Below are 15,599 nucleotides of genomic sequence, written 5' to 3' on the forward strand. Positions count from 1 at the left end.
CAATCTTTTTTAACGACGGCCGTGGCAATTTTTAAATTTCTTACCTGAGCCACATGGGCATAGTTCATTCCGGCCAACCTTTGCCAAATCAACATCTGCTGGCAGATCGGATTCTTGCGCTGAGATGTTACGCGTTGCTGTTGTTACAATGTTATGCTCCGTACGAGGACGCTCTTGCTCGTGAATTTGTGCTTTCATCATGAGACGAGTCACATCAAACTCGATTGAACCAATCATATCGTTAAACATTCTGAAACTTTCAGATTGGTATTCAACAACAGGATTATTTTGAGCATAACCTCGGAGACCTACAGCATTACGAAGCTGATCCAATGCATCAATGTGATCTGTCCACTTGTTATCTACAACACGTAGAATCAACACTTTTTGGAATTCTCGAACAGCTTCTTCATCACGAAGTTTAGCAATTTGATTATTGTAGACTTCCAAAGCACGTTCGTATAAGTTAGCCTTTATTTCCTCATCAGATAAACCTTGAAGGTCGCTCAAAGAAATTGACTCTTCTGGAACCAAGTTATACTTAGCAAAGTACAAAATTGAATCCAATTTTTCTTCTTGAGGAGCTCTGCTATTTCCATCAACAAAACGATCAATAGTCCGTTTGATCATAGCGTGAATCTCTGGAGCCAAATCCCGGTTAGCTGTGATAACATCATGACGTTCAGCGTAGATGATTTCACGCTGTTCACGCATCACATCGTCATACTGAAGGACTTGCTTACGAGTATCATAGTTATTTCCTTCAACCCGTTTTTGAGCCGCTTCAACTTGGCGTGTAAACATCTTAGACTTAATGACAGACTCTTCTTCGCTCAGTTTGAAACGATCCAAGACAGCTTTGATTCTCTCAGAACCAAAACGACGCATCAGCTCATCTTCAAGAGATAGATAGAATTGAGATTCACCTGGATCTCCCTGACGACCAGAACGTCCACGTAACTGATTGTCAATACGACGGCTTTCATGGCGCTCTGTACCAATCACACAGAGACCACCCAATTCGCGAACGCCTTCACCCAACTTAATATCGGTACCACGACCAGCCATATTGGTTGCAATTGTAACAGCACCCCGTTGGCCAGCATTCATAATGATTTGCGCTTCACGATAGTGGTTCTTAGCATTCAATACCTCATGAGGAATTCCTGCTGCAACCAGCTTTTTAGAAAGATAGTCACTGGTTTCAACTGCAACTGTACCGACCAGAACAGGCTGTCCTTTAAGATGGCGTTCTTTCACGTCTTCCACAACTGCCTTAAATTTAGATTCTAAACTAGGGTACAGTAAATCCTCATGGTCAATACGAGCAATTGGACGGTTAGTTGGAATTGGAATAACACGGATATTATAAGTTTCGCGGAATTCTTCTTCCTCAGTCTTAGCTGTACCAGTCATCCCAGACAGTTTTTTATACATACGGAAGAGGTTTTGGTAGGTAATAGAAGCAGATGTCTTAGTTTCATCTTGAACCGGAACACCTTCCTTAGCTTCAATAGCCTGATGAAGTCCGTCAGAATAGCGGCGTCCTTCCATGGTACGACCGGTGAACTGGTCAACGATTAGAATTTCTTGTTCTTCGCTAACCACATAATCGATATCCAAAATCATGATATAGTTAGCACGCAAGGCATTATCAATGAAGTGAGTCAATGCCACATTTTCAATATCATAGAGATTATCTAATTTGAAATAGCTTTCAGCTTTGTCAATTCCAGAGTCAGACAGGCCGATTGTTTTTGATGGCACGTCGATGATATAATCATCCTTGTTAAGACTCTTAACGAAGCTATCCGCCATGTGGTAAAGCTGATTAGTTTCAGATGAAACTGGTCCAGAAACAATCAGAGGGGTTCTAGCTTCATCGATCAGAATGGAATCCACCTCATCAACTAGGGCATAGTTAAGTGGACGCTGAACCATGTTTTCAGCACGAACTACCATGTTATCACGGAGGTAGTCAAAGCCAATTTCTGAGTTCGTTGAGTAGGTGATGTCACAAGCATAGGCTTCTCTCTTCTCAGCTGGAGATTTAGCAGCCAAGTTAATACCAACTGAAAGCCCTAACCAAGAGTACAGTTCACCCATTTCGGTCGCATCACGCTCTGTCAGGTATTCATTGACCGTTACAACGTGAACTCCTTCTCCTGCCAACGCATTCAAGTAAACAGGCATGGTCGCAGTAAGAGTTTTCCCTTCACCTGTACGCATCTCTGGTACGTCACCATGATGGAGAACAATCCCCCCCATAATCTGTACTGGATAAGGATAGAGACCAAGAACACGCTTCGCGCCCTCACGAACAACTGCGAAGGCTTCATAGAGCAAGTCATCTAAACTTTCGCCATTCTGATAACGTTGTTTAAATTCATCTGTTTTAGCCTTTAGCTCCTCATCGGATAAGGCAGCCATCTGGTCACTATAAGCAATGACCTTATTTGCCATTTTCTCTAATTTTCTTAATTCACCTTTATCATTTTCGATAATTGTTCTTAAAATATTTGCCATTTTTATCCTTACTTTATATTCTTTCTGATTTTAGAATGTTCTTTTCATTATAGCATTTTCTCCTATAACTTTCAAGAAACTTAAGCATTTTTATACCGAAATAAAGCCTTCTCTTTGATTCATTCCCACAATTTAACTCTACTTTTATTTCACGTACCAAAGTAAGCATTCAAGATAAATAATGATAAGTTTTTCCGGTCAGTTATAGCATTTTCTCCTCTCACACCCTCTATCAAAACAACTGTCCTTTTTGTTAAAAAAAGCCTCTTTCAACCAAGAGGCTTTTTATACGAAATATAGGAGAGCAATGTTTCAAACTGAAACCGATAATGTCTATCCCCCGCTACTAAATCAATCTTCAGCTTGCTTGATAACCAATGCCTCAAACTTCATATCTGGCATGCATTCTTTTAAGTCAGACTGGATTCGCTTCAAGGCTTCCAAACGCATCTCAACGGAAGTATTAGCATTCCCTTGAATGATAAAAATTGCATCTTTGGTATCATCATCAAACTTATAGAGGTCACTATCTCGAATATCTAACCAAGCTAAAATCCCTTTGTCGTCGCGATAGACATAGTCTGTTTTAGCTACGTGTTTCTCCTTAGACAAAATTGGCAGAAAGGTATCTTCTCTTTGACTGACAGTGAACTCAATCTTTTCTCCAATTTTATTATAATCATGTCCGCCAATAGCTAACAGGGATTGCAAGGCTTCTACATTATAAATATCGATAATCGTATTGATAGAAGGAAGAGACCCGCGATGGCGGATATTTTTAATCAGAGCTGGAACAGTTGGAGGATTTTTTTTGACACTGCGACCTACACGTTGCAAGATATCTTCATAGCCTTGAATAATCGGTGATTGGAGAACCTGATCTAGGTCACAACTTAGAGCCCACTCTTCTCTTTCCTTTTTCTTTTTTAGAAAGGTTAGAGATAATTCTGCATGCGGATTGACATTTTTAGCAATACCAATGACTACACTTTCAATTCCTAAGTCGCTTAGGCTTCGATCCAGGATAAATTTCATCGCAGCACCCTCCCTGTCGTCGCTATTTTCTGTTTATTCCCCATCATTATACGACTTTCTTAAGTCTGTTTCAAGGCCAAAGAACACTCTCTCCTTGACTTGTATTTAAAAAAGAATTCGATTCTGACAAAAAAGACTGGAGCTTTTTTGCCCCAGTCTCTCTTTTTATTCTTCTTCGCCCTCTGCATCATCGTCAGAAAATTCATCATCTTCTTCATTGATGTCAACATCTTCGTCTAGATCATCCGGAGCAATCTCATTGATTTCAGCATCATAAGCGTCTGCTTCATTCTTCTCATCGTCTGGATTTTCATCGTCATAGTTGAGTGCAGGATCTGCTTCGTATGAATCCTCATCTTCTGGATCATCATCGCTGTAGTCGATGGCATCCTCATCACCATCCATAAAGGCATTAACGCGTTTTTTCTTCCGTGATTTCGGACTATCTTCTTCATCAGTCTCTTCAAGCGCGATAATTTCCTCGTCCACTTCATCAATTGCATACCAAGAACGAAGGCCCCATTTGTTGTCACCAAGCGGAATAAAGCTTCCGTCAACATTTAGCTCAGTATAGAACAATGGTAGAGCTTCTCGGATTTCGCTGTTTGATTTTTCTAAATAAGTTTGGATTTCATTGACAAGGTCATTAAAATACATCTCATGGTCACGACCGCGCAATTCTAAAATCGCACGCGCTACCTCAATCATAGAAAGTTCACTTTTTTCTTGTCCAGCAAATACTTCTAATTCCAAAGTTGGTCTCCTTTTAAGCTGATAAAGGACATTCGCCCTCTCGTATTTTTTCGCTACTTTCTATTGTACGATATTTTTGAATTTTCGTCAAAAGAATTTTGCTCTTTTTCCCTTTTAGAAAAACGAAAAGTCACTAGTCAAACTAGGACTTTTCAAATCATTATTTCACTTTTGCAGTGCTTGTGATGACTTCAACAGCTTTCTTGATAGTGATATCATGTTTTAACATATCTTCTGAAAGAAGTTGACGAACACGATCTGCTTCCATATTGTAGTCGTTTGCGAGTGAAGAAATTTCTGCTTCGATTTCTTCAGCGCTTGCTTCAAATCCTTCTGCTTTTGCAATAGCTTCAATCACTAAGTTTGTCTTAGTACGAGCTTCTGCATCAGCTTCGTGCTGTTTGTGAAGGTCTTCTTGAGTAGTACCAGTGATTTGGAAGTACATGTCAGGTGAGATTCCTTGGCGTTGCATGTTGCCGAGGAATTCGTTTACTGAACGATGAACTTCTTCATGAACCATTTCTTCTGGTAAGTCTACGATTTCTGCATTTTCAACCGCAAGATCAATTGCTGCTGACTCAACTGCATCTTTGTATGCAGCTTCTTTTCCTTCAGCTAATTCTTTACGGTACTTTTCTTTCAATTCATCAAGAGTTTCTACTTCTTCATCAATATCTTTTGCAAGTTCATCGTCAAGAGCTGGAACTTCTTTTTCTTTTACTTCATGGATTGTAGTTACAAACTTAGCTTCTTTACCTGCAAGATCAGCTGCTTGGTAGTCTTCAGGGAAAGTTACAACCACATCAACTGTTTCGCCAGCTTTGTGACCAACCAATTGATCTTCAAATCCTGGAATAAATTGACCGCTACCAAGTCCAAGAGAGAAATTATCTCCTTTTCCGCCGTCAAATTCAACACCGTCAACTGAACCAACAAAATCAATGACCACTGTGTCACCTTCAGCTGCTGGACCTTCTTTTAGAACCAATTCAGCCAAGTTGTTGCGTTCGCGTTCGATACGTGCATCAACGTCTTCGTCTGTTACTTCTTTTGAAACTTCTACAGATACTTCAAGGTCTTTGTAAGCACCTAATTTTACTTCTGGTTTTGTAACAACTTCAGCAGAAATAGTCCAATCTTGACCTTTTTCCATAGAAACGACATCGATTTTTGGTTGTGCTACAACTTCGATACCAGCTTCTTTCACAGCAGCTTCATAAGCATTTGGAAGTAAGTTGTTTAAAGCATCTTGGTAAAGCGCTTCTTCACCAAATTTTTGGTTGAAGACAGGACGTGGAAGATGACCTTTACGGAAACCTGGTACATTAATTGTTTTCTTTACTGAGTTAAAGACACGGTCCAATTCTGGTTTGATTTGTTCTTGACTAATAGTAAAAGTCAAAACTCCACGATTTGTTTCTTTTTTTTCAAATGATACAGACATTCTGTCATTTCTCCTTAAAATTTATTGAATACACTCCATTATAGCATATTTAAAAAATTTTTCAAAATTATATAATATTTTTTTACTATTAGCCTTTTCTTATTTTATCTTCGCTATAAGCTGCTCTTGAACCGCCAATCAGCTTAGGACGGCTAGCTAAAGCTGTAACATGGGCAGCACCTACTGATTTAAGCTTTGGTCTGATAGGAATCTGAACATGCTTAACATGCATGCCAATAGCAGTATCTCCAATATCTAGACCAGCCTGAGCTACTATAAATTCCACCTCAACTGGATCCTTCATGTACTGGAAAGCTGCTAACTGACCACTGCCTCCTGCATGAAGAGTGGGGAGAACGTTAACAATTTCTAAATCTTTCTTTTTTGCCAAGCTTCTCTCAACCACTAAAGCCCGATTGAGATGCTCACATCCCTGAACTGCTAGAAAGATCCCCTTCTCTTCTAAGATATCCAGAACTGCTTTAACAATGACCTGACCTACTTCTAAACTGGAATTTCGGCCAATATGACCTCCGATAACCTCACTAGAGGATAGACCCAAAACAAAAATATCACCCTCATCCAAGGACGCTTTATCTAGAACATCTTGAAGAATCTGACGCGTTTCTTCTCCAATCTTATCTAAGTCCATGTCTCACCCCACTTATTTCACTGTAACCATCTTTTTCAAACTAGCTGGAAAAGCTTTGTAAAGGACGTAACCGACTACCAAACCAAAAGCATTCTGCATAAAATTACCCAACATACCAGCCAGACCTGCTCCGACACCATTCATGATACTGTCAAAGAGGGCGTAGCCACCAACCATAGAAACTGCGGCCAAAACTAGACCAAGATAGCGACTCTTACCTTCAAGACCAGCAAAGAAGCCCTGCAGTCCGTGACAAATCAAACTAAAGAACATCCATTGAGGATAGCCAGCAATCATATCAATCAAAAAGCCTGAAAGCCCTCCGACAATAGCTGCTTCCTTGTGTCCAAAGTAGAAGGCCGTAAAATAAATCCCTGCATCCAACAAGGTCAAAAAGCCGGTAGGCGTAGGGATTTTCAAAAAATTCCCCAAAACGACAGACAGAGCTGTGATGAAAGCTAAGATAACTAATTTTTTAACTTGATTATTTCTCATATTGAACCACCCCATATTGATCTGAGCGCTGAATCGCTCCGTAAACAAAATCTTTAGAAAATTGAACTGCTGCAAGAGGAGACTTGCCTAGAAGCAACTGACTGGCAATACTGGAAGCAAATGTACAACCTGCTCCGGTATTGTTGCTAGCTAGCACTGGCGATTCTAATACCTCAAAATCTCGGCCGTCAAAGTAAACATCCACCGCCCGCTCCTTGCTCAAACGATTGCCACCCTTTATCACCACATGCTTGGCTCCTAAATCATAAAGCTCCTTCGCTGCTACCTGCATGTCCTCCAGAGTTTTGATTTCTTTTTGGGTCAATAGCTGAGCTTCTGCCAAATTAGGCGTGATGATGCTGACATAAGGGAAGAACCTGATGAGTTCTTCTCTCAATGCACTAACTTCCAGATCATGATTTTCCTTGCAGACCAGGACAGGGTCTAACACTACTGGTATGTCCGCATGCTGCTTGACAAATTCCAATGCCTGCTCTGCTATTGCTAGATTGGGTAAAAGCCCTATTTTAATAGCAGAAAAAGGAACATCTTTGAGGCTGGATAGTTGCTGAGTAAAAACCTCCTCTTCAACCGGAAGGACCTCAAATCCTTGGTTGGTCATCGCAGTCAGGCAGGTCACAGCTACAAAACCATGCAAACCATTGACTGTATAGGTAGCTAAATCAGCATGTAGTCCGCCACCGCTAAATATATCATTACCCGATAGGGCTAAAATGAGTTTATCCTTCATAACGAATCTCCTTTAGATAATACCGTTTGAACCTGCTATTGCCCTTCTGCCAGATGGCGGTCTTCTCTTCTGAAATCTACTATTTTTTACGTAAATCCAGCGAAACAATAGCTTTATAAGGTGCTATGTGTTTATTTTAGCAGGAAAAAAATACCCCAGCAAGGACTAAAAACAGGAACTGTCTGGGGACAGATTTTTGAAAATAGAGTATAACAATCGGAGATGGCTGATGTTAGGAATCACTAATACGCAAGAAAATAACCCATCTGAATCAGACTGTCAGTGACGACACAAACAGAGCTAATCCAAATGGGTTATTGATTGCATATTGCTAAAGGTCATTATTTGCAATTATACACGCAACAAATTTGACACTTTTTCTTAAGAACCCCAAATAGAGTTTTCGTCCATAAAGCTGTTGGTGTTCTTGAGTAATTGTGTAAAGACAGCATACTTGAAGTCCTTGGTTACCCGTTCATCGACACGAGACTTCTTCAGATCCTTGTCAACAGCTTCTGCAAAGCCAGCTTTCAGTTCTTCATAAGTACTATAGACTTTTCCGTTGATAGTCACCGGCTTAATACCTGAGCTTTGTGCCTTATCCACAACTTTTCTGAAGTAAGCTTTCTTGAAGGCCTCCATGGTTTCAAATTCGCCTTCAGAAATTTGCTTGATGATAAAGTTATCGCTCAAACCAGTCACACCTTGCTCATTGGCTGTCTTACGGTGTTTATTGGAAGCATAGCTTACAAAGCCTTTTTCATAGCCATAGTAACCCCAGATTCTGAAGGTATTATGCTTGAACATCAAGGCGCCTGGTGCTCCAGTGTTGTTTTGACCGCCACCATAGATACCCGTCATAAAGTCAATCGCAATGTAACTAGAGTCGTAATCAGCAGGATTATAAGTTCTATTGTCAACTGCACGGTTAGAAAGCAAGCCTTGGTCAACCAAGTCATTTACAGATGAAACTGACATGGCCGCTTTCTCCTCTGCTGTCAACTCTCTCACGACATCATATTGAGTTCGAGCATCTACAATCTTAGGCTCAACCTTCTTGAACCATTTAGCCGCAGCTGCATTTCCTTTATCCACAACTGCTTGACCTTCAAGATAATCCAGCAGCATGAGAGTATCATTATAGCCCTTCATGTAATGGTCGATGTCTGCTCGGTTCTTGAAGAGACTTGGCGAGCTATTGAAAATGAGGCTGCCATCATTTGGACGATCAAAGGCCATGTTGAGACCCAGAGCACCCCAGCCTGGCTGACCAGGAACAGGTGATTGGAGCAACCCTTGGGCATAGCCTTCTGGTCCGATACCTTGTCGTCTGCCATGTCCGCCCAGATAAATATAGCCGTCATTGACGTGGGTGAGTTCGTGCGTGAAGACGGATACACCGTATTCCGTCAAGAGGTCAAAGGCTTCGAAGTTCACACGGATTGAACCAGCAGCATGGGCACCGTAGCCATTTGACTTGTACCAGCCACCAGCTCTGCCGCCAACTAGGTTAAAGAACTCGCGGGATGGAGCATAAGGATTGCCCTTATTATCATTTCCGTTGACATCAATCCAGCCACGTCCTTCCACATCAAAACCATCCCATACAGCCGTTACATTTTGCTTGACCATTCTGGACTTGATATCATCTGAGAGAAGCTTGTACCAAGTATCTACGTGATTTCGATGCTGGGTCGCTACTTCCTTGATGCGTGCATTAAATCGTTCATCAGACCATGACCGGCGCTTATCTCTGTTGACAAAGGCCATCGTGCTATAGTTTGACAGAATGGCTAAGCGCGTATTCTTCAAGGTTAGAAGTGGAAGGATATAGTTGCTGAAATATTCAGAGTTGAGGTTATCAAAGACGCGATACTTAGCAGACTTAATCTCCTCGACTTCTGACTGGCGTTCTTCAAACTGAATAAAGCCTCGAGTTGCATCCTTGAACCATGAATCCATGTCCGCAAAGTCAGTCAGCAGGCGACGGTTGTAATCCAAGTAAGCTACCAAATCACTAGACTTGGACTCAGCCTTCAACTGACGTGCAAACATATTGACATTGTCTGCCCCTTTCAGTTGATTTTCTGTCGAACGACCAATCTTAATCAAGCGATCCAGCAATGGTACTTTTTCTCCATAGAAATCTGGTTTGAAGAGCACCAGCTCCTTGAGGTTATAGTCGCCAAACTTGAGATCGTAATAACGGTTGAGGTAGGTCAGACCGAGCATGATAGCAGTCTTGTTTTCTTCGATTTTAGTTTTCAAAGCTTCATTAGCTGCTGGATTGTCAGCATGGAATCTTGTCCATTCATTGGCCAAGAGCTTACCAAGCATATCCTGCAAGTTTGCTTTCACTTCAGCCAAAGATTCATCTAGGAAGAGGCGCTTCACTTTGTTGACCTTGTCATTATCATTAGGCAGACCAACAGAACGATAGACTTCATCGCTGTACAGTTCGAAACTCTTCAAGCTCTCAGTCAACTGAGCCAGCAAGTCTTCTTTGACAGCCGTTGAGTGATTTGGAGTATAGACTGTACCAAGCTCTGCAATCTGATATTCCGGCAGAGCAGTCTGTTCAAATTGTATTTGATTTTGAAGATTGTAGATAGTCTTGCTTCCGTCTGCAAAATGAACCATGATCTTATCTGCATCCGTTCCGCCAGCAACAAACTGGTTACCTTTCAGGGCTTGAACTGCTAAGACTTTCTTGGTCAACAGGTCGCCCGCCTTACCAGCATCCACCAGCTTATTGGCTTCGTGGATCAAGAACTCTTGATTGTAGAAAGGCATAAAACGTTCTAGGTTCTGATAAAGCTGTTCATTTTCTGCCTTGTAACCTGGCTTATCTTGATAAGTACTTGTTCTCAGGATAGCAGCATTTAGTTTCTCAGTCGTTACTTCATTTGCACTGGTTTCTTCAAGAGCCGTAATCCGATAGCTCTTGACTTTTTGCTCGGCTTCAGCTTCTGTCAAGCGGCGGAACTTGACGTCTTTTCCTGTCTTGGTTCCAGAGCTTTGTCCCTGTACGCCAAAGAGGTTTTGGAGTTTTTGTCCCATCCAAGCATCGGTAATCTCATTATCAGAGCTAAAGAGCTCTTTACCATTCACTACTGTAGCATAGCTGACAGTGTCATTGATAGTTCCATATGGCCAAATGGAAGCAGAGATACCAGCAGCATTTCTTGAGCCTGCATCCTCCAACTTACCTTTGGCAACGGACTGCATCAATTTGCCCCAATTGCCCCAGCCTGAGCCTGAATTGTCAGTGAAGTTTTGAGCAACCAACATACCTGCATTACGAGCACTGTGCACCCAAATATCCGCTTCAACGTAGGCGCGTTTCACCAAGGACATAGAGTTGCTGCCTGCAATACCACCTGTTACAGAGTTTCCGCCTTTAGACTTAATCTGGCCCTTAAAGGAGACATTTTCAACTCGAGATTGGCCTTCTATATTGTTAACCAGACCGGCTATATGGTCTCTTCCTTCCAAGTAGCCTTGGACATTGACGTTTTCGATTACTCCTTTATTCTTCAAACGAGCAGCAATTGTCGCAATTGTATCGCCCGCTTGCGAATCTGGATAAACCATATTAACTCGCTTAAAGTCAATATCCTTGACCGTTCCGCCAGTAATCGTATCAAATAAAGGATGCGCCAAGTCTAAAATCGCATGGCGCTCACCATTTTGCCCACCAATCAGCTGGCCTTTGAATTCACCTGGCAAGTAAGATTTGCTGTTGGCAGGTTTATCAATCAGTTTGGCACTGATACTGCGACCCAAAATAAAGGTTCCAGAAGGATTTTCCTTGATACCGTCCAAGAGGTCTTGGAAGTCATAATAGACATTCCCTTCACGCTTCTTGGCCTTTTCCAGATAGAAATCAAAGCTGTTTTGAAGACCAGTTGCACTTCTTTGCAACAAGTCTGGTAGCTGAGCCTTGATCTTGAAGACAGGCTGGTTATCAACGACCACTTCCTCAATAGAGGTAACCGGCAATACAGTGTCCTTGAACTGATCGGATGTAAAGTGCAGGTAATATTGATCCAGATTTGCTGGTTTTTCAGCCAAAGTAGGCATCAATTTTGTCTGGCCATTCTCAACCTTCATCAAGGCGACATTAGTGATGGACTTGAGTTCCACCTTCTTCAGGTCAAGCTGAACTGTCTCTCGAGCTAACTCTTTGCTTTCAGAGCCATTTCCTAAGTCATAAGACAGGGTCGTCTCGATATCATAAGGTGTATAGTAGTCCAAACCACTGAAGCTGGCAGTCAACTGACCGGTCGCCAAGTTTTGCTCTGCTATTAATTGACCATCCTTCTTCAGGCGAACATGAGCACTAGTAAAGGCTTGATCCCTGTCCGTCAGCTGGTATTGAATTTGCGCTGATTTCTGCAATTCATCCTTCTTAACCGCTGAAACAGTCAGAGTTGGCGCTGTTTTAAGAGCCAATAAGTCGGCTAAAGCCTGCTTGAGTTGGTTGACACCTGCATCTACTTCATCTTGACTCGACGAAGTTTGATAAACAGACTCAGCCATATTCTTAATTGCTTGCAATTGCTGGTAGGATTGATTGGTGTAAACTGCAGGATCCACAGCCGCTGCTAAAGCTAGCTGCTTACTTAATTCTTCTTTATTAACGCGAGTCTTAGTGCCTCGAGTGACCACTGTATCAACTGCTTCATGCAAGGTGCGCTCAGTTATTTGTGGCTCCGATATCCGCTTGCCATCCAAGACTTCATAGCTGGTTACAATTTCTTTTTGGCCTGGAGTTCCTTCTACAGTTGTCTCTTCATCAAGATACTTGCTATCATCAGTTTTGTGAACAACCTTTGGTTCAATTGTTTCTAGCTTGACCTCTGTATGCAAACTAGGCAGTTCAGCTTGAACTGTTGATTCCCCGTTAACACCACCCGTGTATTCTGGATGCGCAGGCTCTACTGGGGCCGTATCTCCTGCTGTACCTATCGGCTCTGTATAAGCTGGTTGCTCCGGTTGAACTTCTGGCTCGCCATTCACAGATCCTGTGTATGCTGGAAGCGCAGGCTCTACTGGGGCTATATCTCCCGCTGTTCCAACCGGTCCGGTATAGGCTGGTTGCTCTGGTTGAACTTCTGGTTCGCCATTTACTGACCCTGTGTATGCTGGAAGAGCGGGCTCTACTGGGGCTGTATCTCCAGCTGTTCCAACCGGTCCGGTATAGGCTGGTTTCTCCGGTTGAACTTCTGGTTCGCCATTCACAGATCCTGTGTATGCTGGAAGCGCAGGCTCTACTGGGGCTGTATCTCCTGCTGTTCCAATTGGCTCTGTATAAGCTGGTTTCTCCGGTTGAACTTCTGGTTCTCCCTTACTACTGCTGTTTTTTTCAGACTGATTCGGATTCGTTTTATTTTCTTCTTTTGAAGTTTCCTTATTTGGATGTAATCCTTGAGAAGATGGGTTAGGAGTGGAATCAGAGATGCTTCCAGCCTGACTTGAAATATCTTGATCTGGTTTTTCCTCTTCCATAAGCTCTGTTTGCTTTTCTTGACCCCTAACATCCCGTCCAGATTTTGAATTTTCTGGTACTGCTAGTTGGTTTTTATGGTTAGATTCTTCAGTTAGAGAGGCCGACGCCGTCCCCTTCAAAGAATGCAAATCAGAAGCAGTAAAGTAACCGATATAGTCGTAACCTTCAATCGCTAAATCTGCTTCAGAAACACCTGAAGAAATCGAAACTTGACGGTTATAAGAAGCCAACTCTTTATTTTCTAGCGCAAAAACTTGAGGCGAAAGCAAAAGGCTCTGTCCTAACGCTCCAATCAAAAGCACTCCCACCAACTTGCCAGTCTTCTTACGGGAAAACACCAAGACAGCCAAAATAGCCGTCCCAGCTAGCATGCCAAGAAGCGGTTGACCATTATTCCCTGTTTGAGGCAAAACTGTTGCTTTCCCCTGCTTACGATAAATCAGGTAATAATTCTCACCTGATTGCAAATCGGAAGGAAGCTCATGCTTAATCAGTTCCTTCTCCTGCTCAGTTAACTCTTGCTCTTCAACATAAGTGTAATGAGCCTGACCAGTCTTTCCAACTTCATCAGCAGCAACAGCTGGACTAGTCAAAAAGCTACCAAAAATCAAAGCAGCAATTGCAACGGAACCTACACCAACAGATAATTTTCTAATCGAAAATTTCTGAATTTTCTCCTGTACTTTTCTAAAATCCTTCACTTCATAACTCCCATTATTTGTTTGGATGTATAAATTTTCTCCCCAAGTCTTCACTAGCCAACTCCCTATCAGCCTTTAAAAGACAGCATTTATACACATAGTATTATCATAATTCTTTTAGATGTTTTTTACAATAGATTTTTCCTGAAAAAGCTATTTATTTCTTTAAAAACTACTAAAAAATGGAGAATTTTTCAGCTTTTTTTGTAGAATCGCTAAAAATCGCTCCAAATAGTCATTTCACACCTATTCCATATGACATTTTAAAGAGACTTCCCAGATAGAAATAAAAATGTATCAGAGAAGAATCTTTTAGTCTCTTTTCTAGAAAGCTACTCCCAATCAAATAAAGCCAAGATACCATTATCTCAGCTTCATTCTTCATATCTAATTTCTTTCAAATAAAGGCCATTGGGACCGGCAGTTGGCCCTGCTAGATGACGGTCTTTCTCCGCTAAAATCCTCTGGATCTGCTCTATTGGCATACGCTTGTTGCCGATTTTGAGAAGTGTGCCAACCATATTTCGAATCTGCTTATAGAGAAAGCCATTGCCCGAAAAAGTAAAGACCAGAAAATTACGCTCTGCATCATAGCGGACCTTGGCCTCAGTGATGGTCCGAACCTTGTCTTCCACACTGGTCCCCGAAGCAGTAAAACCTGTGAAATCATGCGTCCCCTCTAGCTGAGTAATCGCTTCTTCTATCAGGCTCAGCTCCAGAGGATAAGGATAATGTGTGGCATAATAGCGCATCATAGGATTCTTGGGTCTACCGATATCCACCAAAAATTCATAGGTCTTGCTGTGTTTATTGTAGCGAGAGTGAAAATCATCCGATACCCGCTCCACACTGATGAAATCAATATCTTCTGGCGTCTGTGTATCCAAGGCAAAACGCAATTTCTCTTCATCCCGCTCTTCTGCTAAATCAAAATGTAGGACTTGTCCCAGAGCGTGAACACCACTGTCTGTTCGACCTGCACCATGAATGACCACAGGCTGGCCTTTGTTAATTCGAGTCAAGGTTTTTTCAATCTCTTCTTGGACACTTCTAGCATGAGGCTGTCTTTGGAAACCAGCAAAGTCATGTCCATCATAGGAAATAATCGCTTTATATCTAGTCATAAGACCTATTGTAGCAGGAAAAGCTAGTAGTAGCAAGAACATTTTCATTATGCCATTATCAACAAAAAAATGATATACTAATTCTAAAAAAGGAGGGAAGAATGTTAGCAGATATCAGCTTTCAAGAAGAACATAGACGTTTCAGATACAAAGCCGCAGCACTTATCATAGAAGAAGGAGCCGTGGCCTTCATGACCAACCCTGACGAAAGCTACTTCTATCCACTCGGAGGTGCTATTCAGTTGGGAGAATCCTCCCAGGAAGCTGTCAAAAGGGAAATCCAAGAAGAAACCGGTCAAGAATACGAGATTGATCGGCTAGTATTTATCCATGAAAACTTCTTCCGGCAGGAAACAGGACGATTGGCAGGACTAGACTGTCACGAAATTTGCTTTTATTACTTGATGAAACCAAAAGGACAGCAATTCCCTAGTCTTTCAGAAAATGAAACTGTCGAATGGATCCCTTTGGAAGAACTCCAACACCAAACAGCCTATCCTAATTTTCTACCTGAACTGCTCCCTCATATCCATCAAGGAATTCAACACATCATAACTGGAAAACCAGGCGAGTGAAGAAAAAGAACCTAAGCTAGCACCCCCCTTA

Annotated in this window: 10 protein-coding genes; 1 reads left to right on the forward strand and 9 read right to left on the reverse strand. The window is 41.9% G+C overall.

From position 1 onward, the window contains the following. Nucleotides 1–9: 9 nt before the first annotated feature. The 9 genes from secA to truA all read right to left on the reverse strand — a co-directional run bounded on the left by secA (nucleotide 10) and on the right by truA (nucleotide 14,993). Nucleotides 10–2,526, reverse strand: coding sequence for a preprotein translocase subunit SecA (gene secA / locus O3640_RS00925; protein WP_060553046.1), 2,517 nt, complete (start codon nucleotides 2,524–2,526; stop codon nucleotides 10–12). Between the two features lie 351 nt (nucleotides 2,527–2,877). Next, on the reverse strand, nucleotides 2,878–3,561 hold the full coding sequence (locus O3640_RS00930) for a B3/4 domain-containing protein (protein ID WP_125396878.1): 684 nt from the start codon (nucleotides 3,559–3,561) through the stop codon (nucleotides 2,878–2,880). A gap of 165 nt (nucleotides 3,562–3,726) precedes the next feature. Continuing rightward, nucleotides 3,727–4,314, reverse strand: coding sequence for a DNA-directed RNA polymerase subunit delta (gene rpoE / locus O3640_RS00935; protein ID WP_045505656.1), 588 nt, complete (start codon nucleotides 4,312–4,314; stop codon nucleotides 3,727–3,729). A 160-nt stretch (nucleotides 4,315–4,474) separates the two neighbouring features. Further along, a complete protein-coding gene (tig, locus tag O3640_RS00940) occupies nucleotides 4,475–5,758 on the reverse strand; it encodes a trigger factor (RefSeq protein ID WP_008808427.1) in 1,284 nt (427 codons plus the stop codon). Nucleotides 5,759–5,846: 88 nt separating this feature from the next. Next, nucleotides 5,847–6,410 (reverse strand): TIGR01440 family protein, encoded by a 564-nt coding sequence (locus O3640_RS00945; protein ID WP_008808426.1) that lies wholly within the window; start codon nucleotides 6,408–6,410, stop codon nucleotides 5,847–5,849. Between the two features lie 12 nt (nucleotides 6,411–6,422). Further along, complete coding sequence (locus O3640_RS00950) at nucleotides 6,423–6,905, reverse strand: ECF transporter S component (RefSeq protein ID WP_045634298.1); 483 nt, start codon at nucleotides 6,903–6,905, stop codon at nucleotides 6,423–6,425. Next, nucleotides 6,895–7,656, reverse strand: a complete 762-nt coding sequence (locus O3640_RS00955) for a bifunctional hydroxymethylpyrimidine kinase/phosphomethylpyrimidine kinase (protein ID WP_045634299.1) — start codon at nucleotides 7,654–7,656, stop codon at nucleotides 6,895–6,897. The genes O3640_RS00950 and O3640_RS00955 overlap by 11 nt, the downstream gene beginning before the upstream one ends. A gap of 381 nt (nucleotides 7,657–8,037) precedes the next feature. Next, entirely contained in the window at nucleotides 8,038–13,869 is a 5,832-nt protein-coding gene (locus O3640_RS00960) for a ZmpA/ZmpB/ZmpC family metallo-endopeptidase (RefSeq protein ID WP_048778204.1), read from the reverse strand. A gap of 374 nt (nucleotides 13,870–14,243) precedes the next feature. Next, nucleotides 14,244–14,993: a tRNA pseudouridine(38-40) synthase TruA gene (gene truA, locus O3640_RS00965; RefSeq protein ID WP_061598526.1), complete on the reverse strand. Its 750-nt coding sequence runs from the start codon at nucleotides 14,991–14,993 to the stop codon at nucleotides 14,244–14,246. 101 nt (nucleotides 14,994–15,094) lie between these two features. On the opposite strand from truA, the gene O3640_RS00970 reads away from it, so the two are divergent. After that, the gene (locus O3640_RS00970) at nucleotides 15,095–15,568 is read left to right on the forward strand and encodes an NUDIX hydrolase (RefSeq protein WP_045634300.1); all 474 of its coding nucleotides are present in this window, start codon (nucleotides 15,095–15,097) and stop codon (nucleotides 15,566–15,568) included. Nucleotides 15,569–15,599 lie beyond the last annotated feature (31 nt).

The organism is Streptococcus sp. 27098_8_75, from assembly GCF_041432475.1.
In the GTDB taxonomy this organism is placed as follows: Bacteria; Bacillota; Bacilli; order Lactobacillales; family Streptococcaceae; genus Streptococcus; species Streptococcus gordonii.

What these genes read in the sequence shown, in the direction of transcription:
- O3640_RS00970 (WP_045634300.1), top strand. Translation starts at nt 15,095, where the DNA reads ATGTTAGCAGATATCAGCTTTCAAGAAGAACATAGACGTTTCAGATAC.
- secA (WP_060553046.1), bottom strand. Translation starts at nt 2,526, where the DNA reads ATGGCAAATATTTTAAGAACAATTATCGAAAATGATAAAGGTGAATTA.
- O3640_RS00945 (WP_008808426.1), bottom strand. Translation starts at nt 6,410, where the DNA reads ATGGACTTAGATAAGATTGGAGAAGAAACGCGTCAGATTCTTCAAGAT.
- truA (WP_061598526.1), bottom strand. Translation starts at nt 14,993, where the DNA reads ATGACTAGATATAAAGCGATTATTTCCTATGATGGACATGACTTTGCT.
- O3640_RS00930 (WP_125396878.1), bottom strand. Translation starts at nt 3,561, where the DNA reads ATGAAATTTATCCTGGATCGAAGCCTAAGCGACTTAGGAATTGAAAGT.
- tig (WP_008808427.1), bottom strand. Translation starts at nt 5,758, where the DNA reads ATGTCTGTATCATTTGAAAAAAAAGAAACAAATCGTGGAGTTTTGACT.
- O3640_RS00955 (WP_045634299.1), bottom strand. Translation starts at nt 7,656, where the DNA reads ATGAAGGATAAACTCATTTTAGCCCTATCGGGTAATGATATATTTAGC.
- O3640_RS00950 (WP_045634298.1), bottom strand. Translation starts at nt 6,905, where the DNA reads ATGAGAAATAATCAAGTTAAAAAATTAGTTATCTTAGCTTTCATCACA.